At 51.6% G+C, this 25,017-nt stretch carries 23 protein-coding genes; 7 read left to right on the top strand and 16 right to left on the bottom strand.

Annotated elements, in window-relative coordinates; translation table 11 throughout:
* From QZ279_RS04435 to QZ279_RS04480, 10 genes are all read right to left on the bottom strand, one after another.
* Positions 1-1,315: recombinase family protein (locus QZ279_RS04435; RefSeq protein ID WP_293448441.1), on the bottom strand; the 1,315-nt coding region annotated here is incomplete at its 3' end.
* On the bottom strand, positions 1,312-1,725 hold the full coding sequence (locus QZ279_RS04440) for a DUF2924 domain-containing protein (RefSeq protein WP_293448444.1): 414 nt from the start codon (positions 1,723-1,725) through the stop codon (positions 1,312-1,314). The genes QZ279_RS04440 and QZ279_RS04435, both read right to left, overlap by 4 nt.
* Complete coding sequence (locus QZ279_RS04445) at positions 1,715-1,969, bottom strand: DUF3489 domain-containing protein (protein ID WP_293448447.1); 255 nt, start codon at positions 1,967-1,969, stop codon at positions 1,715-1,717. The genes QZ279_RS04440 and QZ279_RS04445 overlap by 11 nt, the downstream gene beginning before the upstream one ends.
* A 318-nt stretch (positions 1,970-2,287) precedes the next feature.
* A complete protein-coding gene (locus tag QZ279_RS04450) occupies positions 2,288-2,893 on the bottom strand; it encodes a glutathione S-transferase family protein (protein ID WP_293448451.1) in 606 nt (201 codons plus the stop codon).
* Positions 2,894-2,900: 7 nt separating this feature from the next.
* Positions 2,901-4,583, bottom strand: a complete 1,683-nt coding sequence (locus tag QZ279_RS04455; RefSeq protein ID WP_293448454.1) for an ABC transporter ATP-binding protein — start codon at positions 4,581-4,583, stop codon at positions 2,901-2,903.
* Positions 4,584-5,489: an ABC transporter permease gene (locus QZ279_RS04460; protein ID WP_293448457.1), complete on the bottom strand. Its 906-nt coding sequence runs from the start codon at positions 5,487-5,489 to the stop codon at positions 4,584-4,586.
* Positions 5,486-6,460, bottom strand: a complete 975-nt coding sequence (locus QZ279_RS04465; RefSeq protein ID WP_293448460.1) for an ABC transporter permease — start codon at positions 6,458-6,460, stop codon at positions 5,486-5,488. Before QZ279_RS04465 ends, QZ279_RS04460 begins: the two co-directional genes overlap by 4 nt.
* A gap of 23 nt (positions 6,461-6,483) precedes the next feature.
* Positions 6,484-8,055, bottom strand: coding sequence for an ABC transporter substrate-binding protein (locus QZ279_RS04470; protein WP_293448463.1), 1,572 nt, complete (start codon positions 8,053-8,055; stop codon positions 6,484-6,486).
* A 471-nt stretch (positions 8,056-8,526) separates the two neighbouring features.
* On the bottom strand, positions 8,527-9,369 hold the full coding sequence (locus QZ279_RS04475; RefSeq protein WP_293448466.1) for an extracellular solute-binding protein: 843 nt from the start codon (positions 9,367-9,369) through the stop codon (positions 8,527-8,529).
* Positions 9,366-10,436, bottom strand: coding sequence for a substrate-binding domain-containing protein (locus QZ279_RS04480; protein WP_293448468.1), 1,071 nt, complete (start codon positions 10,434-10,436; stop codon positions 9,366-9,368). The genes QZ279_RS04475 and QZ279_RS04480 overlap by 4 nt, the downstream gene beginning before the upstream one ends.
* Positions 10,437-10,575: 139 nt before the next feature.
* Here QZ279_RS04480 and QZ279_RS04485 point away from each other — a divergent pair, with 139 nt between their 5' ends.
* The 4 genes from QZ279_RS04485 (at position 10,576) to QZ279_RS04505 (ending at position 14,955) form a co-directional block, all read left to right on the top strand.
* The gene (locus QZ279_RS04485) at positions 10,576-11,262 is read left to right on the top strand and encodes a D-lyxose/D-mannose family sugar isomerase (protein ID WP_293448470.1); all 687 of its coding nucleotides are present in this window, start codon (positions 10,576-10,578) and stop codon (positions 11,260-11,262) included.
* Positions 11,262-11,687, top strand: a complete 426-nt coding sequence (locus tag QZ279_RS04490) for a GNAT family N-acetyltransferase (protein WP_293448472.1) — start codon at positions 11,262-11,264, stop codon at positions 11,685-11,687. Before QZ279_RS04485 ends, QZ279_RS04490 begins: the two co-directional genes overlap by 1 nt.
* Before the next feature lie 154 nt (positions 11,688-11,841).
* Positions 11,842-13,068 carry an FAD-binding domain-containing protein gene (locus tag QZ279_RS04495; RefSeq protein ID WP_293448474.1) on the top strand — a complete coding sequence of 409 codons (1,227 nt, stop codon included), beginning with the start codon at positions 11,842-11,844 and terminating at the stop codon, positions 13,066-13,068.
* Between the two features lie 351 nt (positions 13,069-13,419).
* On the top strand, positions 13,420-14,955 hold the full coding sequence (locus tag QZ279_RS04505; RefSeq protein WP_293448536.1) for a deoxyribodipyrimidine photo-lyase: 1,536 nt from the start codon (positions 13,420-13,422) through the stop codon (positions 14,953-14,955).
* A 187-nt stretch (positions 14,956-15,142) separates the two neighbouring features.
* Here QZ279_RS04505 and QZ279_RS04510 read toward each other — a convergent pair whose 3' ends face one another.
* The 6 genes from QZ279_RS04510 to QZ279_RS04535 all read right to left on the bottom strand — a co-directional run bounded on the left by QZ279_RS04510 (position 15,143) and on the right by QZ279_RS04535 (position 21,688).
* Positions 15,143-16,150, bottom strand: coding sequence for an ABC transporter ATP-binding protein (locus QZ279_RS04510; RefSeq protein WP_293448514.1), 1,008 nt, complete (start codon positions 16,148-16,150; stop codon positions 15,143-15,145).
* Complete coding sequence (locus QZ279_RS04515; protein WP_293448516.1) at positions 16,150-17,139, bottom strand: ABC transporter ATP-binding protein; 990 nt, start codon at positions 17,137-17,139, stop codon at positions 16,150-16,152. The genes QZ279_RS04510 and QZ279_RS04515 overlap by 1 nt, the downstream gene beginning before the upstream one ends.
* On the bottom strand, positions 17,136-18,020 hold the full coding sequence (locus QZ279_RS04520; protein WP_293448518.1) for an ABC transporter permease: 885 nt from the start codon (positions 18,018-18,020) through the stop codon (positions 17,136-17,138). Before QZ279_RS04520 ends, QZ279_RS04515 begins: the two co-directional genes overlap by 4 nt.
* The gene (locus QZ279_RS04525; RefSeq protein ID WP_366513848.1) at positions 18,017-19,012 is read right to left on the bottom strand and encodes an ABC transporter permease; all 996 of its coding nucleotides are present in this window, start codon (positions 19,010-19,012) and stop codon (positions 18,017-18,019) included. Before QZ279_RS04525 ends, QZ279_RS04520 begins: the two co-directional genes overlap by 4 nt.
* Positions 19,013-19,072: 60 nt before the next feature.
* The gene (locus QZ279_RS04530) at positions 19,073-20,644 is read right to left on the bottom strand and encodes an ABC transporter substrate-binding protein (protein ID WP_293448521.1); all 1,572 of its coding nucleotides are present in this window, start codon (positions 20,642-20,644) and stop codon (positions 19,073-19,075) included.
* A 123-nt stretch (positions 20,645-20,767) separates the two neighbouring features.
* Positions 20,768-21,688 carry a LysR family transcriptional regulator gene (locus QZ279_RS04535; protein ID WP_293448524.1) on the bottom strand — a complete coding sequence of 307 codons (921 nt, stop codon included), beginning with the start codon at positions 21,686-21,688 and terminating at the stop codon, positions 20,768-20,770.
* Between the two features lie 122 nt (positions 21,689-21,810).
* On the opposite strand from QZ279_RS04535, the gene QZ279_RS04540 reads away from it, so the two are divergent.
* From QZ279_RS04540 to QZ279_RS04550, 3 genes are all read left to right on the top strand, one after another.
* The gene (locus QZ279_RS04540; protein WP_293448527.1) at positions 21,811-23,454 is read left to right on the top strand and encodes an amidohydrolase; all 1,644 of its coding nucleotides are present in this window, start codon (positions 21,811-21,813) and stop codon (positions 23,452-23,454) included.
* Positions 23,451-24,368 (top strand): GTP-binding protein, encoded by a 918-nt coding sequence (locus tag QZ279_RS04545; RefSeq protein ID WP_293448531.1) that lies wholly within the window; start codon positions 23,451-23,453, stop codon positions 24,366-24,368. Before QZ279_RS04540 ends, QZ279_RS04545 begins: the two co-directional genes overlap by 4 nt.
* 188 nt (positions 24,369-24,556) lie before the next feature.
* Positions 24,557-24,883 (top strand): ArsC/Spx/MgsR family protein, encoded by a 327-nt coding sequence (locus QZ279_RS04550; RefSeq protein WP_293448534.1) that lies wholly within the window; start codon positions 24,557-24,559, stop codon positions 24,881-24,883.
* The last annotated feature ends 134 nt before the right edge of the window (positions 24,884-25,017 follow it).

Below are 25,017 nucleotides of genomic sequence, written 5' to 3' on the forward strand. Positions count from 1 at the left end.
GGATTTGGAAAGGGGCTCTGAAGGTAAGTGGATCTTGGATCTGTTCGTCACTGTCGCGCTCGAAGAATGTTGCGATCTTCTTTTGATCTAAGCAGATGTTCAGCTCACCAACCTTCAGATCGATACGCTTGATAAGTTCAAGCCATGAAGTAGCCCTGTCACCGATGCCATCAATCTTGACCTTGGCTTCTGCGATCTCAGTGGCAGTTGCATCTGGAAAAAGCGATCCAATGAAAGAGGGTGCTCTAAGATGCTTGGCGATCACGTTGGCGACCTTGCTCTCCAGTTCGGCAGCAGGTAAACGCCAAACAACCTTGTTCGTTGTACCGTTGTTTTTGATCAATCGATGAGAGACATAATAGCGAAGCCGAGTGCCAGCCGTCGTCTTGCTGTGCGATGGTGTCAGTCGATCCCCTGTCTCATCAAAGATCTTGCCACAGAGCAGTGAGCTTTGCTTTGCGGTTTTACGGGCCCTGCTTTTGCTCGCGCCCTCTTGCAGCATTGCTTGAATGCGATCCCAACGCTCTGGTGTGATGATCGCTTCGTGCTGTCCCTCATGAACAAGGGTTTTGTGTTTGATGCGACCCGCATAGATCGGATTGATCAAGATGTGATGGATATGCCCGCGATCGAAGAGAACACCGCCTGTGCGTTTGCCAGACGCCGTGCTGCGTTGCTTGCTGCGCAGCCCAAGGTCATCCGCGACTGCTTTAACCCCTCGTACAGTTCCATGCTCTTGGTACAGATCATAAAGCCTGCGGACCGTTGCAGCCTCGTGCTCATTGATCTTCAAGGTTCTGCCATCCGCGTCATACCCAAGCGGCACAAGCCCGCCCATCCATAAGCCGCGCCGCTTTGAGGCTGCGATCTTGTCGCGGAATCTCTCTGCCGTCACCTCGCGTTCAAACTGTGCAAACGACAACAACATGTTCAGAGTCAGGCGTCCCATGCTAGTGGCGGTGTTGAAGGACTGCGTGACAGACACAAACGATGCCTCTGCTTCATCAAGCGTATCCACGATCTTGGAGAAGTCCGCCAAAGAACGCGTAAGACGGTCAATCTTGTAAACGACGATCTGATCGACACGCCCGTCTGCGATGTCTTGCAGAAGTTGTCGAAGGGCAGGGCGCTCTAGCGAGCCGCCAGACAATCCGCCATCATCATAGTGTTGTGGCAGCAGCACCCAACCTTCATGCTTCTGACTGGCGATGTAGGCGGCGCAGGCCTCGCGCTGCGCATCCAGCGAGTTGAACTCTTGCTCCAACCCATCCTCTGAGGACTTACGGGTGTAGATTGCGCAGCGCAGCTTCTTCATGCCGGTTGCCCTCCAGACTTCACGTTCAGCCCAAAGAAGCGTGGCCCAGACCAAGTGGCCCCTGTGATGTGCTTTGCGATGGCAGACAATGATCGCCATGTCTTGCCATCAAGTTCAAACCCACCTTCAACAACATGCACCTGATAGGTCCGGCCGTTCCACTCACGCACAAGATGCGCGCCAGGGCTCAATGTAGGCGCAATCGCAGCTTTAGGATCGTCCCCTTGAGCAATTTGGCGCAGGGCACGTTGTGTTGTTGTGGGCATTCCACCATGGGCTTTGCACTGTGCAGCATATGCCGACGCTTTCTGTAGGAAGCTGACTGACATAAAGGGTGGAGGAGGGGCACCAAAGGCAGCGGCCCAATCGCACAAAGCCGCGGGCCGCTCTGGATTAGGATCATGCCCCATTGGACACCTCCGAAGTGGCAGCGGGTTCCGAATGAATGCGATACTTGGCCAACCCACCATCTGAAGGCTTAGTGCCGATAATGGTAAACCCGTCTTTGCACAGGTCGCTCATTGCAGCCCGTGTCGTATGGTGCTGCCAGCCCAGCTTGTCGCTCAAGGTCGCGATATCGGCACCAGCTTTAGCGCCTAGCAGCTTGGTCAATTGCGCTTTCTTCGTCGTGCGCGGTTTTGTTGAAATCGTCATGTCCGTCTCTTCAGATGATCAGTGGAAACATCCCGCTGCTACTGAGTGAAGCCCAGCCGAGCTGAGCGGTGCGCGAATAGGTGCCGAGGCGCATGAACAGTACCGCTCCTAAGAGCGTAACAGTCTAGTCGGAAAATGAAAAAATCGACACAGATGGCGGAAAACAGACTTTCGCTGCGCGTGCGAGAGGAACTGAACGCTACGCGGATTGCAGACATTCACTCGACTTGCATCGCCTATGATAAGATTTAGCGAAGTGAGTTTTGTTCTCTTAAGATTTCAAAAACTGCGTTTACTCAAATTCTTGATTGCAAACATTTAATTCGATCCAAAGAAAGCAAGAGCCTCCATCGAGGCAGGTCTGCTCCTTATCCGTTCAAGCCAAGATGCAAGGTTATCAGTGTCTTTGATCGACAAACCAAGTTGATCGTGAACGTGCAACCAGGGGAAAAGTGCGATATCCACAATAGTGTAGTTCTTACCGCAGATGTACTGTTTGGCTATCAACTGGTCGTCTAAATGTCGAATTGTGCGATTGGCGATCGAGCGGTGTTGGGCCAAAGCTTCCGGGTTGGTGGTCTCTGCAAACTTGGACCAATATTCGATTTGCCCAAAATGAGGACCTTGTGTCGACGCTTGATAAAAGAGCCATGAAATCAGATGACTGTATTCTTTTGGATCTTTAGGAAGCCCCCAGCCCGTCTTTTGGGCTATGCTCAGCAAGATAGCATTTGACTCGGTCTGGGATTGTTTTCCGTCGCACAAAACGGGAACTTTCCCCGCTGGATTAATGGCGAGAAATTCTGGTTTGTGTTGTTCACCTGCGCGAATGTCGACGGGAATGAACTCAAAATCTGCGCCCGTTTCTATCAGCAACATCAACACTTTAAGCGTGTTGATTGTGTCAAAGCCATATAGTTTCATCACTGTTTTATGTCTGCCAAGTGGTCGGCATCATAGGTGTTAAATCCATCAGCGATTTTGTGTACTCCGCTTGTGGTGCGGTGTAGAGCGCATTTGTTTCGCCAACCTCTTCGATTTTACCGTTACGCAACACCGCGGTGTTGTCTGCCATTTGGCGGACAACAGCTAGGTTATGGCTGATGAACAAAATTGTCAGGCCAAACTTCGCCTGCAGGTCTTTCAATAGGTTCAATATCTCAGCCTGAATTGAGACATCCAACGCAGACGTCGGTTCGTCACAGATTAAAAAGCGTGGGCGCGCCAAAAGTGCGCGCGCGACTGCGATGCGTTGACGCTGACCACCTGAGAATTGATGTGGATATTTCGAGATCGCATCTGGTTGCATCCCAACAAGCGAAAGCATGGCAGCCGCCAATTTCTCGCGTTCTTGCGCATCTTTGACAAAGCCGTAAAACCACAGAGGTTCTGTCAAAATATCGCCAATCTTGTGGCGCGAATTCAAGCTGGAATACGGATCTTGAAAAACCATTTGGATCAATTGTCGCGATGGGTGATCACGGTCGCGGGATTTACCAAAAGGTAGCACAGAGCCGCCCAACTCCATAATCCCATCGCTTGGTGTCACCAATCCTGTGATTGCCTTGGCGAGAGTTGATTTGCCTGATCCGCTCTCACCGACCAACCCCATTATTGAGCCAGGTTCGATGTTAAGAGTTACATCATCCAAAGCAACATAGGGTGGCGGTTTACGAAAAATAGATGTGCGTTGTCCTGCGAATTTAACGGTTAGGTTTCGAAGAGATAGGCCCGTACGCACGTGTTGCGCACCTTCAAGCAGCCAATCCTCAGCCATATCGCCATTGTTCGCAATTGTGTCGTCAGCATCGGGAACGCGAAAGCGGTCAATCTTACGATCAAGTGGTGGCACTGAATCCATTAACTGTTGAGTATAGCGATGCTGGGGCTTGCCCAAGACCTGAGCCGTGACGCCCGTTTCCATCACGCGCCCTTTGCGCATAACCGTGACGCAGTCGGCCACTTGCGCAATCACACCGATATCATGCGTGATCAACATGAATGCAATCTGGCGCTCTTTCGCCAATCGTTGGATCAAATCGAGCACCTGAGATTGCACCGCCACATCGAGTGCCGTGGTAGGCTCATCTGCAATGATCAATTCAGGATCAGTGCTTATTGCGAGTGCGATGACCACCCGCTGACGCATGCCACCAGAGAACTGATGCGGATAGGCTTTGATCCGCTCAGCCGCGTTTTTGATACCAATTTCTTCAAGCAGATCAACCGCGCGCTTGCGGGCTTCGCTTTCACTTGCGTCGGAATGGGTCTGAATGGTTTCGATCAACTGGCGTTCAATTGTCATCAACGGGTTCAAGCTGGTTTGCGGATCCTGAAAAATCATCGAAATGCGATCGCCGCGTACTTTATGGGCCTCAGAAGGACTGAGGGTGCGCAAATCGGTATCGCCCAGTGTCAGGGCCCCATTTGCCACATATCCCGGCGTTTGCAGCAGCCCGATAACCGCAGCCCCAACGGTGGATTTGCCAGCGCCACTTTCCCCGACCAGCCCGTGAATTTCACCGGGATTGATTGTCATATCGACGTCTTCAATCGCAGTGAAATCACCAAAACGGGTCGGAAATTTAACCGAAAGACCTTTGATCGTCAGCATCTAGCGTAACCTCGGATTAAATATGTCACGCAAGAAATCACCAAGGATGTTGATTGAAACCACAAGGGCCACAAGGAACAACGTCGGGATCCACAAAATCCACCATTCACCCGACAGCAGAAATTGCATGCCAATGCGGATCAACGTGCCAAGGCTAGGGCTGTCGGCAGGTAAGCCTATTCCAAGAAAAGACAGGGTCGCTTCTAACAAAATAGCGGAGGCGAGATCGACGGTCATGATAACCAGAAGTGGCCCAAGGATGTTGGGCAGGATATGGATAAACATCACTCTTATCGGACGTTGTCCCATCATGATTGCGGCCTGAACGTATTCTTTGTTCATTTGTACAAAAGTAGATGCACGGGCAGTTCGGGCAAAGTTCACCCAAAGCGACAAAGCAATAGCTAAGGTCAGCACAGCGACCCGCAAATCTTGTTGTATCGCGGAGGGTAAAATACCCCGCGCGATGCCGTCGATAAGTAAGGCCGTCAGGATCGCGGGCAAGGCAAGTTGCACATCCGCGATGCGCATGACAATGGCATCAAAGCGCCCTCCATAGTATCCAGCGGCAAGCCCCAGTCCTACGCCAAGAACCGCAGCTATGGTCAACGCAGACAAGCCGATCACAAGCGACAATCGCGCTCCGTATAGGATCGACGAAACCATATCGCGACCCTGATCATCTGTTCCCAAGATGAATTTGGGGTTCGCACCGTCCTCCCACATAGGTGGCAGCAGCCCATCAAACAGGCTGAACGAGCTCAGATCGTATGGATTGACCAACGCAATCCATGGCGCAAAAACTGCCCCTAGAAAGATCAATGCTGCGACGAGGGCTGCAATAATTGCGGCTGAGGAATGCACGAACAGCCACAGACCTTCGTATTTTTTCACGAAAGCGATCATGATACGTCCCTGATCCGTAAGCGCGGATCGATAGCCACATACAGTAGATCCACAACAAGGTTCACCAATACGAAAAAGAACGCGATGACCACGAGGTAAACACCCATGACTGGAATATCGACAAAGCGGATCGATTCAAGGAACAACAATCCCATACCGGGCCATTGAAAGACGCTTTCAGTCACAATGGAAAAGGCGATGACACCACCGAATTGCAACCCAATGATTGTGATTACAGGCACCATCGTATTCGCAAGCGCATGTCTGTAATGAAGGCTCGCTGTCGGCACGCCCCGAGCCATGGCGAAACGGATGTAATCAGATCGCATTACCTCCATCATCTCTGCACGGACAAGTCGCATTGTTAGGGTAAGTTGATAAACGCCAAGGGTGATCGCTGGCAGTAACAAGGCGCGCCACCCATCGATGGTAAACAAAGAACTTTCCCAACCCCCTATTTGAACCGTGCCGCCGCGACCGAATGTGGGGAGCCAGCCCAATTGCACGCCAAAGATAAAAATCAACATGATGCCAATCACAAACGTCGGAATCGACACCCCAACGAGGGTTGTCATTAAAATGGTTTGTGTCAGCACACCGCGTGGCTTCAGCGCAGTATAAACTCCCGCGGGGACACCTACGAGAAGCGAAATAATCAACGCGACCACGCCCAATTCTAATGTCGCGGGAATACGGCTTGCGATCATCTCCGCAACGGGTTGGCGTGTTCTGTAGGAAAACCCGAAATCACCTTTCAGCATATCGCCAGTGAAGCGCATGAATTGATAAACAAAAGGATCGTTGAGGCCCAGTTCTTCACGCAAGCGTTCTTGATCTTCGACAGAGGTTTCAACACCGGTCATTTGGGTGATTGGATCGCCAACAAAGCGGAACAGAGAAAATGCCAAAAAGGCGACGGCCAGCATCACAAAGACGGATTGGACCATCCGCTTTAAGATAAAATATACCATCGCCCTTTTGCCCTAGTTTTGGATCAGTTTACTGTAACCCAGCGCAGCATAAAGAAGTTATCTGCACGCTGTATCAGATCGACATTATCCTTCGCAGCCCAGATTAAAGGCTGTGTATAAAGGGGGATATAGGCGACCTCTTCTTGCGTGATTGCAACGACCTCATCAACCAAAGTCTGGCGGGCCGCAGGATCGATTTCCTGTTGAATTTGCGGAAGCAATTCATCCACACGAGCGTTGGAATACCCACCAAAGTTCCAAGAACCGAGCTTTTTGTCATTGTCTTGGCTGTGCAGCAAGAAGCGGATCGGGTGCTCCATGTCAAACGTGCCAGGGGACCAGCCCAAAAGGTACATATCAAAATCGTCTGCACGAAGCTGTGGCCAGTAGTCGCGCACAGGGCCAGTGCTGAGCTCAGCGTTTAGACCAACAGCGGCAAACATAGAAGCCGCCGCGCGACACAGCGCTTCGTCGTTGATGTAGCGATCGTTCGGGCATTTCAGACCGAAGGAGAAGCCATCGGCATACCCAGCTTCGGCAAGCAATGCCTTTGCGCGATCAGGGTCAAATGCAGGGCGATCTTGGTTCGCTTCGGAAAAGCCCGAGATACCCGCTGGCACCAACTGGCTTGCCGTATCGATTTTCCCGCGGAACAATACACGGTCGATCGACGCGAGATCTAAAGCATGTGCTGCCGCGAGACGCACGCGTGGGTCAGCAAACGGGTTGGCGTCTTTTACGTCCGAAGAATATAGAAGTGCCTCATGTTCATGGCCAAAGCCGAACATAATGACGCGGGTTTCTTCACCTTCAAGGACTTTAAATCCATCGCGGCCTTCGACTTGCGCAATGTCCTGCAACGGGATCGGCTGGATGAAGTCAATTTCGCCTGACAAAAGCGCGGCAAGGCCAGTGGCAGAGTTTCCGATGGGCGTGAACACAGCTTCGGTGACATTGTGTCCGACATTGTCCCACCAATTGGCGTTAGGCGTAAGCGTCGTGCGAACACCGGGATCACGGCTGGCCAAAGTGAACGGCCCCGTTCCATTGACGTTCATAGTCGCAAAATTTTCGGCATCACGCGCAGGCAATGCGGCATCATTCGCTTCGGCCCAACCCTTATCTAGGATCATGAAGTTCGCGATTGAATCGGGGAACAACGGGTTCGGCGCAGTGGTGACAAAATCAATTGTGAAGTCGTCCACGACACGCACGTCCGACACAGGTGCAAACCAAGAGCGCACATCAGCGGCTTCGTTAGAGGCACGTTGATACGAGAACATCACATCTTCGGATGTAAAAGCAGCGCCATCTTGGAATGTGACGCCTTCACGGAGTGTGAACCGCCAACCATTTTCGCCCTCAAGGGGGGCCCATGATGTGGCCAATGAAGGTTCGATCGACATGTCTTGCCCACGGCGGACAAGGCCTTCGTAGACGTTGTTCAAGAATGACAGCACAGGTGCTGAGTTTACAGCATGCGGGTCCATCGTTTGAGGGTCGGTATTGGAAGCCCAGCGAAATGTTTCTGCGGATGCGCCCATTGCTGACAGACTCAGCGCGCCTCCGAGTAAAGCTAATTTAAGTGTTTTCATTTTTTTCTCTCCGTTGGTTTCAGGCGGCCAATTAGTGTTGGCAGTCAACCACGCTTATCCAACTCGGGCAATAGAGGATGGAGCAGGGTGTAGCTCCTTTGGCTTCAACCAAGGAGGCACTACAAAATAAGACTCAGCGCGTTTGACTATTTGTTCAGGCTTAGAATGCTGTTTTGGGAAATCTTAACGACGTTGCGCGGCAATTTATTGGCTTCGCTAAGTTGAATACCTTCGCCTTGTAGATGAGCTCTATGAGCGTGGCTCGGCCCTGAACGCGGTAAGCTGCATTCCAGAAATTAAACTCAGCGCAATGGCAGCTTCGGGCCGTCAAAACAGTTGCGCAAAAACCGCTCCGGGATGACCTCTCCGATCGTTAGCAGCATATATTCCCGTTGGCAAACAACTGAAGCGCTTGTTTGCAAACCGCCTGCCTCCTTTTTTTGAATGGTTACTTGAACGTTCGAGTCTTGGTTAGATTACCGTCCTTGTCGTAGACGCTCCAAATGCCGGTCTTCTTACTGCGCGTAAAGTAGCCTTCGTCCCACAGTTGGCCATCGCCGCTTTACCATCAAGATACAGCTCACGCGACTGGGACCAATAAAGATCACCCTCTGGTGAGTTCGCGACCATTTTCGCATACATCTCAAGCAGTTGAACGAGGTTTGTTGTGCCCTCATTCACGGTGCCGTCAGCGTTGATTGGCGAATAGCCTGTTGCGAGCGAGAGGTGCTCGACCAATTGCATCATGTAGCCTTCGTCGATCTTTGTCGCAGCGACGAAACCATACATGGATGGTGGGTTGTGCAACTTGTCCATCGCTGTGGACATCGCTTCAAAGGATGTAGGTGCGGCAAGGCCCATGTCCTTGAACAGGTCGGCGCGGTACACAACAAGCTGTGTCCAGCCGTCTGTTGGAACGGAAACGATTTCGCCGTCAGACATCGCCATGCGGATTGGACCGGATGCGAAACTAACTACACCAAGGTCTTCAACAACCTCAGTCGCAGCTGCTGTATCAAGAAGACCAGCCTCTGCGTAGGGCAGCAAATGCTGAACTGTGTGGTTCAAAACGTCAGGCAAATCGCCCGCAGCAAACGCCGCAGTTGCGCGCGTTTGAATGTCAGATTCCTCAACTGGGATAATCTCGACTGTGTGGCCAGATGCGGCTTTGAAGGCTTCAGCCATTTTTTCCTGAACGGCAATGCGCTCTGGCTGCACTTCCATTGTCCAGAAGCGGATCGTGTCTGCGCTTGCGCCGCCAACCAAAGCGGTTGAGACCACCAAGCCGGCCATAAGAGTTGTCATGCGTTTCATTGAATTTTCTCCCTTTCAGAAACGTGATTTAGAACCTTCGCAACGTGTAAAGGACCGTCTGTTTTGCGGCGCAAAAGATGTGCACGCTGTAATTCTTGGTGTTTGGATGGATCATCGCCATCAATGATCGACAAAAGCATATCGCCCAAACGGCGCCCCGCATGTGCCTGCGGCTGTGCCATTGTCGTCAGTGGTGGATTGGCGTGTTCACCGAACTTGAGACCGTCGTAACCGATCACTGAAATATCCACGCCCGGTACAAATCCACGTGCGCGAATGGCGGCTAGCGCGCCCAGCGCCATCGTGTCAGACAGGCAAACCATCGCAGTTGGTGGGTTTGGCAAATCAAGCAACATGTTCGTCGCGATCTCACCGCCGTCGTCACTGAATTCTGCGATCTGGATAAGATCTTGATCTAGCGACAGGCCATTGTCCTGAAGGGCGCGTTGATATCCATTGAGACGGTCCTGCGCGAATTGGTACTGAAGGGGTGCGCCGACAAAGGCAACGCGGCTGTGTCCAAGCGCAACAAGGTGGTTCACCGCAGTCACAAAGGCGTCTTCGCCGTCCACATCATACCATGCGTAGTCATCACAAGACGCGGTGCGTCCGTGCACAACAAAGGGACACTTTAGGTCTTGCATTAAACGGATGCGCGGATCGTTCTTAATGGGCCGCGAAATGACCAAGCCACCAACGCGCCCTGAACGCGCTGTCCGCTCGATCTGCGTGAGTTCGTCTTTGGAACTATCCGCGTGGATCACTAGCAAATCCCAATTGCGTTTGCTCAGCGCTTCACCAAGGCCTTGCAGGAGTTGCGCAACAAAAGGTTGCGCGATTGAGCTGCTAAAGCGTGGCATCAAATAACCAATCGTCTCGGAACTTCCAATCGACAGTCTGCGCGCGTTTTGGTTGGGGCTATATCCAAGCTCATCGGCTGCGCGTTTAACGCGCTCACGGGTCGCGGGGCTGATGTCAGCGTAATTATTCAGCGCGCGGCTCACGGTCGGAACCGTCAAGCCAAGATGCGCTGCAAGGATCTTCAAACTGACAGGTTTGCCGGACATCGAATCCCTCCCAGAATCAAAGTGGCCTTTAGTTTAGCTAACCGAAAGCGGTTTCGTAGAGCAATGAATTATTCTAAAAAGGTGGAAATTGGAATCGCGCCATGCGAAGTATTGCCCTTAACGCTCAGAGGATATTCAGATGAAACGCTCACGGATAAACGACATTATTACGGAATCTGACGATCTGATGCGCACGCACAGATTCACAATGCCGCCCTTTGCATATTGGACACCAAACGAGTTTAAAGCGCGCAAAGAGAGCGCGAAAAACGTGATTGATGCACGATGTGGCTGGGATATCAGCGACTATGGTGCCGGCAACTACGATCAAATGGGGTTGTTTTTGTTCACGCTGCGCAATGGCCGTTTGGCGGACCTGCAACGCGGTGGGGGTATGTGCTACGCTGAAAAACTGCTGATCTCAAAGCAGGACCAACTGTCGCCGATGCACACACATGTGATCAAAGCTGAAGATATCATCAATCGCGGTGGTGCGACTTTGGTTGTGGAGCTGTTTGGATCAGATGGCGACGGCAATTTTGATGAAACCCGCGGTGGCACAGTATTTTGCGATGGGATCCAACGTGACTTTATTGCAGGTGAAAAGCTACGCCTTGCCCCTGGTGAAAGCGTCACGCTCATGCCCGGTGATTGGCATGCGTTCTGGGGTGATGGTGGCGACGTTTTGATCGGCGAAGTGTCCACGGTCAACGACGACGAAACCGATAACATTTTCCGCGAACCGATTGGCCGCTTTGCGACGATTGACGAAGACGTTGCACCCAAGCATTTGCTTGTCAGCGATTATCGGACGTGGCTTGCATAATGCGCTTTGAAGACGCAAGCGACCAAGATGGTTTTACGCGTGTTTTGAAGCAAGAACTGCTCGCTGACTTGCGTATTAATGCGCCACAAGGGATCAACAGCCAGATCAATCTCGCGCGGTATAGCCCTGACAATGATCTCATCGCTGGCGTATCAGGCACCACGTCTTATGGATGGTTGCGCGTGAATATGTTGTGGGTTGCAAGTCCGCATCGTGGCACGGGGATTGGGCGTCAAATCATGGAAAAAGCGTTTGAACAAAGTGTTGCGCGCGCGTGCCATTCGGTATGGCTGGAAACCTCTAGCCAAACGGCATGCGCCTTCTATACAGCGCTGGGCTTTGAGAAGTTCGGCGCGCTCACCAATCCGTCGAATGCCCCATGTTTTTCTCATCAGCGTAGGTTCTTGCGGCGCGCGCTCTTTTGAGTGGGTCTCATTTTCCTAAGGTGACTTCGGTTTTGAAATTGTTTTTGAAAACAGATTTATATGCATCCAGTTTCACTCCTGCATCGTAACCTAGATAGTTAAGTATGTTAGAAACATGGATCATTCACATGGGTGAGTGAAGGGATGTTGACCGATGTCTGAATTTGAGCCCACTCGCGCTGCCGGTCTTGCCATGATGCAAGCATTTATTCCAGCAATGGGCCGCCGGTATGAGAATGGACGCAATTATGACCACGGTGCGGGTCAACATAAGGCGGTGTCGATGTTATCGCCCTACATCCGCCGCAGACTGATCACTGAACAGGAGGTCGTTGAAGCCGCATTGGATGCCCACGGCGCTGACGACGCAAGCAAGTTTGTGGAGGAGGTGATCTGGCGTGGCTATTACAAAGGCTGGTTGGAAAGGCGTCCGCAAGTTTGGGAAAGCTATGTCCACGGGCTAACAGTAGATTTGGTGTCTCTAAATCGGGATCGTCGTTTGCGGCGCGATATTGAATTGGCAGAAACGGGCCAAACGGGTTTGGATTATTTCGATGCGTGGGCGCATGAGTTGGTTGAAACGGGATATCTACACAATCACGCGCGCATGTGGTTCGCGTCGATCTGGATTTTCACGCTTGAACTTCCTTGGCGTCTTGGGGCGGATTTTTTCTACCGTCATTTGCTAGATGGGGATGCTGCATCAAACACGCTCGGCTGGCGCTGGGCGGCGGGTTTGCATACGCGTGGCAAACCCTATCCGGCACGTGCGCAGAACATTGATACATTCACCAAGGGCCGTTTTACGCCAAACCACGACGAACTTGCGGAGGTTGAACAGGGCTTGGAGGCTTCAGAGCCGGACGGCTTGCCGACCGTGCAGCCGTTGCGCAAAGTCCGTGAGGCACAACCCGAGCTACCTACATTACTTTTGATCACAGACGAGGATTGCCAGATCGAGAACTTCGATCTTGCAGCCTTTGACATGCGCGGCTCTGCTACATTGGCATGCAGCCACTTGCGCTCACTGCGACCTGTGTCCGAGCGTGTCTGTGACTTTGAAACTGGTGCATTAACTGATGCCACTTTGCGATTGAATTTAGATGTCATGTGCCTCAAGGCCGCTGAGCCATCAGTTCTGGCAGACTGGGCGGCACAGGTTGGTGCAAAGCAGGTTTTTACACCTTTTGTGACCTATGGGCCATTGCGCGACTGGCTGAATTTAGCTGAACTTCAACTGGAAGAGCGTGGCATAACGCTATGTGAACAGCGCCGTGCATGGGATGATGCGATATGGCCGTATGCGACCGCAGGGTTTTTTAAAGTTAGAAAAAAAATTCCGCAAATTTTGGATCACACGGTGGGCATGCAACAGCCATGACGTCTATCGCGGCCCGCACTGCTGACCTCTTAAGTCGCTATATGGTTCTAACGAAAGAGGTTATGCCTCAGATGGCGCGTGACCCATCGGTGAAATGGCCTGTCCGCAATGACCACTGTTTTCAGCGCATCGTTCTGGACAATGTGTGTGACGGGCCATGGTTTGCGCACCTCTCGAAGCCGGCTTACAAAAGCCTGTCCCACGCCCAAGCCGCCCGCGCGGTCCAACTGTGTGAAGACATTATTGCCGATCGTGTCGACCTATTCGATCTCAACAAGAGGTCGCTTAATTGGCGTGGAAAATAGGTGCCATGAAAGAGTGACTTCAAACATAAAGAGTAATCAATTCCACATGACACAAGCGCCCCGCATTGTTTGGTTTAAAAGAGATCTGCGGATCAATGATCATGCACCCTTGCTGGCCGCCTCGCGGACAAACGCTCCCATCATACCACTTTACATTGTTGAGCCTGATTATTGGCAACACCCCTTCGCATCTCGACGCCATTGGCATTTTATCCACGATTGCCTTTGTGATTTAGACAGTGATTTGACTGAGTTGGGTCAGCGCCTTGTTGTAAAGGTTGGTGACGCGTGTGATGTGATCAAACACCTTCGCTTAGAGCACGATGTAAGCGACGTGTATGCGCACGAGGAGACAGGAAACCTTTGGACATATCAAAGAGATAAAGGCGTCCAGAAACTGTGCCATACCCACGGCATTTCGCTGCATGAATCGCCCACAAACGGGGTTGTTCGGCGGCTGCGCAGTCGGGATGACTGGTCCAAAATCAGAAACGCACGGATGTCTGAAAAGATTTTGCCAAAACCAGACGCGCTACTTCCGTTTGCGTCGTGTCGCTCAGATACCCTGCCTGAAAAAAATGACCCCATGTTTGGCAACATACCTATCGGCAACGTACAAAAGGGCGGTCGAAAACACGCGGTTGCTGATCTGCGTAGCTTTCTAAATCACCGATCTCGCCAATATCTGTACCATATCTCAGCGCCTGATTTATCTGAATATCACTGCTCTCGGCTATCCGCTCATCTTGCATGGGGCAGCTTATCTGTGCGTGAGATCGCGCACTCTATCGTCAAACGCCGCGCCCAGTTATCGTCTGACGAAAGAAAGAGCTTCGGGCGTAATCTTACGGCCTTTGGCTCTCGCTTGGTATGGCGCTGTCACTTTATACAAAAGATAGAAGACCAACCTGAAATAGAAACGCACTGCATGCATCCCGCCTTTGAAGGGCTACGTGTGGGCGAACACAATGATCTACATTTCCACGCATGGGCGAGCGGTCAAACTGGGTATCCTTTCGTTGATGCCTGTATGCGCAATCTGACTGCAGAAGGTTGGATTACCTTCCGCATGAGGGCAATGCTGGTGAGTTTTGCCAGCTATCAGCTATGGCTCGATTGGCGCGTTACGGGTGAACATCTGGCCCGACTGTTCACAGATTATGAGCCGGGCATTCACTACAGCCAGCTGCAAATGCAATCTGGTGTCACGGGTATCAACACGATGCGCGTCTATAACCCGATCAAACAATCGATGGAGCATGATCCAAAAGGCACGTTCATTCGAAAATGGGTACCTGAGCTATCGAGCGTTCCTGATGAGTTCATTCATGAGCCATGGAAATGGCAAAAGACACTGATCGATGACAATGACTTTAAGCTTGGGCGGGACTACCCTGCGCCACTTATTGATCAAGCAGTTTCAGCGCGAGCTGCAAAACAACAGATCTCTGCCATCCAAAAAGAGCAGGATTTTGGGGTCGTGGCAAACGCAGTTTTCCTTAAGTTGGGAAGCCGGAAATCTGCTTCAAAACGTAAAAAGAAAGTTAAATGTAATGATAAAAACCAATTGTCATTGTTTTGAGGCAAGTCTTTAAAACCCAAGAATGCCCATTAAAATGCCTGCTGCGATATTAGGCGTCGTTTCCATGACGCAGGCAGACGCTTATCAATTTTCCGATCATGAGTGGGGTAAGAATCGAGGGCTTGTTCGTCAGCGAAGTCAGATCATCCCTTTAACAAATCAGTCATCTCAAAAATTGCGGATTTCGTTAACTTAACGGTGACACCGCGCGCTCATCAACCAGATGGCAGGCAACCTGATGACCAAGTGCTACTTCATTGAGGATCGGTTGTTCTGTTTTGCACCGTTCGATCGCAACTGGGCAGCGATTGGCAAAACGACATCCCTTCGGTAGGTCCAGTGGATCAGGTGGATCACCAGGGATCAGAATGCGTTTCATTTCAGCGCGCCGTTTTTTGTCGACGGATGGCACCGCGGACAGTAACGCGACTGTGTATGGATGCAGAGGATTGTTGAACAATGATAAGCGGTCGGCGTATTCGACGACCTTACCCATATACATGACCACGATCGTGTCACACATGTGCTGCACAACGCCCAGATCGTGGCTGATGAATAAGAATGTCAGACCGAAATCCGTTTGCAGTTTGCGCAAAAGGTTCAGGATCTGCGCCTGAACAGCAACGTCCAAGGCCGATACAGGTTCGTCGCAAATGATCAAATCGGGTTGCGTGGCAAGCGCGCGTGCGATGCCGATACGTTGGCGTTGGCCACCTGAAAACTGATGGGGAAACAGGCGCTGTTGTTCTGGATGCAGGCCGACTGCTTCAAACAACTTGTCTACGATTTGTTGGCGATCTTCTTTGGCACCAGATTCTAGATTATCCAGCGGTTCGCGCACGATTTTCTCTGCGCGCACACGTGGATTTAAGCTAGAGTAGGGATCTTGAAAGATGAACTGCATTTTTGCACGCGCTTGGCGCAGATCTTCGTCCTCAAGTGTTAGAAAATCCGTGCCATCCAGATCAACGGTGCCTTTGTAAGCCTCAACCAAACGCGCAACGGCTAAAGCGGCTGTCGTTTTGCCAGACCCGCTTTCCCCAACAATGGCGAGCGTTTTGCCGCGTTTGATTTGGAAAGAAATATCATCGACCGCATAGAGGTATTTCGGTTCCCCGAATAGGCCACCGCGTTTAACGCCAAAGCGCACGGTCAGGTCTTTCACATCAAGCAAAACTTCGGGATCGTCGCTCATTACACTGCCTCCGCATGCCAGCAGGCTGACATTTGTTGGCCTTCAAATGCGACCTCGGGCGGACGTTTGTCCAAGCATTTTTGAGTGACCATGTTGCAACGCGATGCAAACAGGCATCGGTTTTTACCGAACTCGCGCAAGGAGGGCACGATGCCAGCGACTTCGGTCAATTCGCGGCGTTCCTCTGTCAGCGTTGCCATGATGTGGGGCACACAAGCGATCAAACCCTTGCTATAGGGATGGCGCGGGCGTTCGATGATTTGCTCAACAGGACCCTGTTCTGCGTTGCGCCCTGCATACATCACGATCATGCGTTCGGCCATTTCGGCTACCGCGCCCATGTCGTGGGTTATCATGATAATCGCAGCACCGGTCTGGCGTTTCATATCGTTCAAAAGGTCGAAAATCTGCGCTTGAATGGTGACGTCCAGCGCCGTTGTTGGCTCATCCGCGATCAGGATTTTCGGTTTGCACGCAAGTGCAATCGCGATCATCACGCGTTGTCGCTGGCCACCTGACATTTGGAACGGATAATCAGAGACGCGCCGCTGCGCATTAGGGATACGCACGGCGTCCAACAATTCAATCGCACTGGCCCATGCAGCGGCTTTGCTTAGGTTTTGATGCGCGCGCAGGACTTCAGCAATTTGTTCGCCCACGGTGTAGACGGGGTTCAGCGATGTCATCGGTTCTTGGAAGATCATCGAAATGTCATTGCCGCGAATTTCGCGCATCCGCTTTTCCGTTGCAGTGCTGAGTTCTTCACCTGCAAAATTAATCGAACCTGACGCAACGCGACCGACTTTTTCGGGCAACAAACCCATGATACCAAGGGCCGTCATGGATTTACCGCAGCCAGATTCACCTACGAAACTGATGCTTTCCCCCGCACCCAGTTCGAACGACAAATCATCAATCACGGGGGCGACGCCGTCGCGGGTTGTCAATTCAATCCGCAGGTTTTCGACTTTTAAAAGGGGCGCTGTCATCGCTGTCTCAACTTCGGATTTAGAGCATCGTTCAGGCCGTCACCGACCAATGAGATCGCCAGAACAGTCACAAATATCGCGATGCCGGGTATGGTGACTGTGTAGCCTGCGTCGAGGATGTATTGGCGGTTCGATCCAATGACCTGTCCCCATGACACAACGTTGGGGTCTGTGAGGCCGAGAAAGGATAGACCTGCCTCGAACAAGATTGCAGAGCCAACCATCAGTGCGGCTTGTACGATGATGGGTGGCAACGCGTTTGGTAGGATGACCTTGAACATCAGCTTGGAATTCTTGGTCCCCGACGCGCGCGATGCTGTGACGTATTCCAACTCTCTGATCCGTAGGAATTCAGAACGCGTGATGCGTGCTACTGCGGTCCAGCTTACGATGCCGATTGCAAAGGTGATCATCGGAAGGGATGCGCCGAACAGGGCAACGATCACCATAGAAAATAGTAAGGTTGGCAAGACCTGAAAGAATTCTGTAATACGCATCAGGACCTCTTCGACCCATCCACGGTAAAAGCCCGCCAAGGCCCCGACGGTGACACCGATGAAGACTGACATTAAGGCCGCAGCCAAGCCGATCAGGATGGATACACGCGCGCCATGGATAATGGCGGCCAACAGATCACGGCCCAAGTAATCGGTGCCTAAAATAAACCCATCTACACCGGGGGGCGAGAAGGGGGCCCAGACCATATCGAACGGATCGATTGGATAAATATAGGGGCCAAAGATGGCGACGAGCACGATCGCAGACAAGACAACCAATGCGACCATGGCCGCGTGGTTGCGTCTGAACATTTCCCACGCCTCGGCTGCAGGATGGCGCGCGATGGGGACGTTGTCTTTTGGGATAAGTGGGTTCGTGCTCATCCTTTGCTCCTCACGCGGGGATCGACCAGTCTGAGGGCAAGATCGGTAAGAAGGTTGCCGACGATCACAACCAGCGCGGAAAAGAATAGGATCCCCAAAATTGTTGGCGTGTCGCGCGCGATGATGGACTGGAACGCGAGCGTGCCCAGACCCGGCCAGCTAAACACCGCCTCGACCAGAACCGCGCCTGAAATAACGGCTGAGAATTGCAGGCCTGCGAGGGTGATCACAGGAGAAAGCGAGTTTTTGAGCGCATGTTTATAGACGACTTGGCGTTCTGTAAGACCCTTGGCCTTGGCTGTGCGCACGTAGTCAGAGCCGAGCACCTCCATCATCGTTGCACGCGACAGACGCGAGTAAAGCGCAAGGAAGATCGAGCCCAGCGTAATGACAGGCAAGACCATGTGACGCGCAACGTCTATGAAATGTACCCAAAATCCGCCTTCAATTGTCACGTCGCGCATTCCGGCCACGGGGAACAGTTGGATCTTTAGGGAAAACCCTATCAGCAGCAGAATGCCCGTCCAGAAGACGGGAGCAGAATACCCAAACAGTGCAAGGATTGTCACAAAGTGGCTAGCGATCCCGTTAGGTTTACGCGCAGAAATCACACCAAGAATAACACCGATAAAGAGCGCCAGAATTTGAGCTACAAAAACCAAAAGCAAAGTCGCAGGAAGGCGCTGAAGAATAAGTTCCGTCACCGGCTTGTTGTAGAAAAACGAATATCCCAAATCAAATTGCAATACATTGCCGATGTAGCGGCCCATCTGCACGAGGAAGGGTTGATCCAGACCGTAATCCGCTCTGATCTGGTCGAGCAATTCCTGATCCGCACCGCCCATGGATTGACTGATCGTGTCAGCCACATCGCCCGGTGCCATATGCATCATTGAGAAGTTTAGCACCAAGACGGCGATAAGCAGGATGGCGGCATATAGAATGCGCATCATAAGAGATTGTAGGGAGGCCACAGGTGAGGGTTCTCTCAAGTCAGAGGAATGCGCGGCACCGATTGGATGCCGCGCAAAGAGGTATCAAAGCAAGCTGGATTACTCTTTAAGGTAGGTCATGTCGATTGGTGTCGACGTGCCCCAGATACCCAAAGGTGGGTTGCCCACTTTGTCATTGTAAACCGTGTGATACGGCAAAGTGTTAGTGTGATAGACAGGCAGTTCATCCGCAACGATCTGCTGGAATTCGGCATACAGAGCTTTGCGTTTTGCATCGTCTGTTTCAACTGCTGCCATCGCCATCAACTCGTCCACACGCGCGTTGGAATAACTTTGCGTGTTTGACCAAACACCTTTGAGAATGTTGGAGCTGTCATATGTGCGGTGCACACCGATAACCGGATCACCCCAGTTAAACACAGTGTCCCATGACATATCAAAGTCGCCTGTGCCCATCTTTTTCGCCCATGTCGGGAAATCAGCAGAGGCACGCACTTCAACGTCGATATTTACCTTTTTCAAAGCAGCTTTGACGTACTCAACCTGTGGCTTCACGCCGGGCCAGCCGAAATCAATCGTCAAGCTCATGCGCGAACCATCTTTGACAGGAAAGCCTGCTTCGTCCAGCAGGGCTGCGGACTTTTCTAGATCAACGTCATAACCTTCTTGCGCTGCATAGAACGGGCTGTCTGGGTGAATACCTGATGTACTGTCGACAGCAGTGCCTTGCATCAGCGCTTTGTGGATGAAATTTTTATCAACGGCATAAGCAATCGCTTTGCGCACTCTCACGTCAGACAGCGGGCCTTTCGCGGTGTTCATCGCAAGCCAATCAATCGGACCAATTGCACCGTAGCCATCTGGCGTCACGGTCAGACCATCAACCTTTTTGAGACGGTTGATGATACGTGGAAGCGATTCAAACGCGCCCATGTGCAATTCGCCGTTCTCATAGGCAATCGCACGCGCGGCTGGATCGGTGATGATGCGCATCACGATCTTATCCAGATAAGGACGTCCTTCGATAAAGAAGTCATCGAAACGTTCAAGAATAACGTGCTCGCCGTTCTTGAATTCAGTCAACTTGAAGGGGCCAGAGCCTACAACATTCTCGTTGTTGCGAACATGGGTTTTGACGTCTGTGATTTCGCCGTCGCCGTAGATGTGCTTGGGAATAATCGACATCAACTGACCAGACATTGCCAGCATCAATGCAGGATGGGGTTTGGACAGGTTCAAAACCGCCGTGTGCGCGTCTGGTGTGTCGACGCTTTCAACAGGTGCGAACATGGATTTGAACGGATGATTTGCTTTGATCACGTCAACGGAAAAGGCAACGTCCTCTGATGTCAGCGGTGTGCCGTCATGAAATTGGGCGTTCTTCACGAGGTTCAAAGTCACGGTCAAACCGTCCTCGGAGGTTGTCCAAGACTCGGCCAGATATGGTTGGGGCTCCCAATTTTCATCGTAGCGCAGGGGCGAAGCGAATAATTGCGCGCCCGGGAAACCGGTGACTATGCCAGATTGCACGGCAGAGTTTAGGTTACGGACGTTTGATCCCAAAACTGTGACCAGCGTGCCGCCGCGTACAGGTTCATCGGCCTGCGCAAAGGGCGCAAGCAGCGCAGCAAGTGCCGTCGCAGCCGCCAGATTTTTGACGATTTTATTCATAACTATATCTCCCCAGATATCGGATATTCTTTTGATTATGGGAAAAGTCTAGCCGAAGGTCGTTTCGACACAAAACAGTTTTAATAATGCTCTTTGTATCATTTAGTAGGGGAATGGATGCCTTCACTTGACGACGATTTGATCGAAAACGCCTGCCTTTTTCAAATCGACGCATTGTTCAATGAAGGCCCTAACGATGCTCGGCTGAGTGGTCCCGGCAAGGGTCACGATCCCGAAAATCGGGGCTTTCAAATCATCACGGAGGGGCAGGGCACGAAAGCGCGTATCATCGCGGCTATAGTTAGGTGGAAAGATATTTAGGATGGAATACCCATGTCCGCTCGATACCAATGCGCGGACAATTTCCACGGAACGCGTTGAGTGCACCAAGTTCGGTTTCAGCCCAAGTGCACTGAACATACCAGTGAAATACGCCTTGGTTCTGGGCAGATCGAGCATGATCATAGGCCGGTCTGCAAGGTCTGCCAAACTGACCGAGGTGCCTTGCGCCAATGGATCATCCGCTGCCATGAGCGCGTAGGGTGGTGCGCTGAACAATGGCGTGAAGTCTTGGCGATCTTCGAGCATTTCCTCATAGGTAAAGGCCAAATCAGCCTCGCCATTGTTCAGATAACCCATCGTTGCTTCCATGTTGCCTTCAAGCAATTTGATAGACGTATTTGGGTAAACCGCTTTGAAATTCTTTAGAATTGGAGGCAGAAACGACGGCGCTGCAGTCGCATAACAAGAGATGCGCACAGACCCTGTCGCATTGCCTCCAATTGCGATCATTTCAGCTTCGAAATGCCGGCTTTGGGTGATGAAGCTACGGATCAGTTTCAGCGTTTCGTGCCCTGCTGGTGTTATCTGAATGCCCTTGGCTGGCGTGCGCACGAATAGATCAAATCCGATCTGGCTTTCCAATGCTCCAATCGCAGCGGTGATGGAGGATTGCGAGATGTTCAATTCGCTTGCCGCCTTCGCAATCGCACCTAGGCGGCCGGTTGCTTCGATATATCTGAGTTGTTTTAGGGTGAAATTCATGCGCGCCCCATTCCCACATTAAATAGCGGTTAATTAGCAGTAAAAACTATTTTTCGCACAAAGGAAAGAAGCTTAGCGTTAAGCCAGACAGAACAACAGCGCTTGGCCATAAGGGATTTTCGATGTCTGAAACCATAATCTACTCTGCTCAAAAAATCATCACGATGAACCCTTCACGCCCGAATGCCACGCATGTTGCGGTTCAAGGTGGGCGTATTCTAGCTGTCGGGGATTTGACTGAATTGGAAACCTGGGGTCCTTATAGGCTGGACGAAAGTTTCGCTGATAAGATCCTGATGCCGGGTTTGGTAGAGGGCCATGCACACACCATGGAAGGCACGTTGTGGCGTAATGTGTATTGCGGGTTCTTTGATCGCGCAGACCCTGATGGAAAAACGTGGGACGGTGTAAAAACCATCCAAGCCATTCAAGACCGCCTGATCGAAGCTGAAGCCAAGCTAACTGATCCAGATGCGCCCCTGTCGGGTTGGTCCCTTGATCCTATCTATATGGACAACAAACGGGTGACCCGCGCTGATCTGGACAAGGTGTCGTCAACGCGCCCTATCGGAATTTTGCATGCGTCGGGTCACATTTTGAACGTGAACACCAAAGCATTGGAATTGGGTGGGCTTTTGAAACCCGGTATCAACCATGAGGGCATTCCATTGGGGACAGACGGCTTGCCGACCGGCGAACTCTTTGGTCCAGACACGATGACACCAGTGGGTGTGCACGTTGGATTTAACCGCTCTATGACCGACAGCGACGAACAGGGCTTGCGTGATTTTGCCAAGCTTTGCGTGCGCACAGGTGTAACTACGATCACGGACTTGGCCGCGCGCCTAGAACCCGATGGCGTCGAGTCCATGTTGAAAGTCACGAATGAAGAAACCTATCCCGCGCGCGTCGTACCTTTGCAAATCTTCATGGGAGCGACTGCAAAAGAGACCGTGGATAAGGTCATTGGGTTGAAAGCACGCGCTACGGATCGTCTACGTTTAGGTCGTATTAAAGCTGTCGCAGATGGGTCAATCCAAGGGTTTTCCGCCCGTGTGCGCTGGCCTGGATATCACAATGGCGCGCCAAACGGGCTTTGGTACACAGCGCCGGAACAATTGGCGGAACTGTACCGTCTTGCGCTTGCAGCAGATGTTCAGGTCCATACGCATACGAATGGGGACGAGGCGACGGAGATGGTTCTTGATACGCTTGGACCGGCCCTGAAAGACGTACCAAGCCCCGATCATCGTTTTACCCTACAGCATTGCCAATTGGCAGATGCTGCTCAATTCCGTCGCATGGACAAGCTAGGCATGTGCGTGAACCTGTTTGCCAATCACCACTTTTATTGGGGTGATGAACACTATCGCCTTACCGTCGGGCCGGAACGCGCGACGCGTATGAATGCATGCCGAACAGCGCTGGACACTGGCGTTCCCTTGGCGATCCATTCGGATGCGCCCGTGACGCCTTTAGGTCCGTTGTTTACGGCTTGGAGCGCAGTGAACAGATTAACTGCCTCCGGCCGCACGCAGGGTGAACACGAAAAGATCGAAGTGTCCGAAGCTCTTCGTGCGATCACGATTGGTGCGGCATACACACTGCACATGGACGATGAAATTGGCTCCATCGAAGTAGGCAAGAAAGCCGATTTTGCTGTGCTTGAGGATGATCCAACCGAAATTGGCGGCGCAAATTTGAAAGACGTCCGTGTTTGGGGAACGGTGCAAGGTGGGCGCATATTTGCGGCGGCTGATCTATGAGTACACCGATACCTGTAACGGTCATCGGTGGGTATCTTGGGTCTGGTAAAACCACGATGGTGAACCATTTGCTGCGCAACGCAAACGGCTTGCGCTTGGCAGTTTTAGTGAACGAATTTGGTGAATTGCCCATCGACGAAGGCCTGATCGAAGCCCAAGACGACGATATCATTTCCATTGCAGGCGGCTGTGTCTGCTGTTCATTCGGCAGTGATCTCACGGGGGCATTAATGGATATGGCAGTGCTTCACCCACGCCCTGACCATCTGTTGATCGAAAGTTCGGGCGTTGCAATTCCCAGTGCGATTGTTGGATCCCTTTCGTTACTTGATGGATTCCGCACCGATGGAATTGTGATCCTCGCAGATGCTGAAACCATACAGGCCAGTGCCAATCATAAATACATGAGCGACACAGTGTTACGTCAAATTGCAGATGCAAATATCGTTGTTCTGAACAAGACTGATTTGGTGAATGAAGAAAGGCTAGGCGCGACATTTGAATGGCTCGCCAACCAAAATCCTGATGTGCGTATAGTGAAGGCGTACTATGGGAAAGTCATGCCAGACGTCGTGCTTGATAGCTTTCTTGGTAAGGCATCTGGGGTTGGCCCGTCTCATCACACTGCAGATATTGATGTGATGACGTTGGATATCGAGGGGCGTGTTGATGTTGAGAACTTGGCGCGCGCACTCGCTGATAGTGAGAATGGATTGATAAGAGCAAAAGGCTTTGTGACATCTCTTTGCGGACAAAAGATGTTGATACAAGTCGTGGGAAGTAGATGGGAAACCAGCAATGCGTCTGACAGTATGAAAGACGGTATCGTTTGCTTAGGATTCAAAGGTGAAGTCTTGCAGGGGCTTAAAATGTTAGTGAATTCAATGACCGTTGAAACAGTTCCTCAAGGATGATTGTCTTTAAAATGTTAGTCCCTAAGTGCTTTGATGCAGATGAGATCTGGCTTTAGTCATGTAGCAGTAAATAGCCAACACCCTAAAACGCGTTTCTGAATGTCCTCTGGAAATCCAACCGAAAGGAATGGTTGCGTTGACGCGTTTGAAGCACGAGATTGCAGAGCGTCGCTAAAGGAGAGTGTGACTTGCTTATCTACGGTCTAAATACGTGTTCAATTTGCAAAAACGCGATCAAGGCGCTCGAAGCAGAGGGTAATGACGTTACCTTTCGCGATATTCGAGCAGAGCCTTTGAGTGAAAGCGAACTAGAGGCGCTGATAGTGGAATTCGGGGATCGATTGGTTGATCGAAGTTCGAATGACTATCGCGCGCTGAACGATTGGCTGAAAAATTCGGAGGCGGATGCGCAGATTGCAGCACGTCCCAAAGTGATGGCACGTCCGGTCATTCAGCATCAAGAAAAGTGGTATCTGGGTTGGGATGACGCAGTTCAAGACGCTTTGCTTGGCTGACCGCATGGTCTGCAAATTCTGACGTCACGCGCTTGGCAACGGCTGGGAGTGGCACGCCTGTTTCGCAGACTTTTGCCGGTGCGCGAATCGTGATCAACACTAAATGCAAGCTTCAAAATGTTCTTCTCTTATTT

Origin of the sequence: Planktotalea sp. (assembly GCF_018607965.1) — a bacterium.
In the GTDB taxonomy this organism is placed as follows: domain Bacteria; phylum Pseudomonadota; class Alphaproteobacteria; order Rhodobacterales; family Rhodobacteraceae; genus Planktotalea.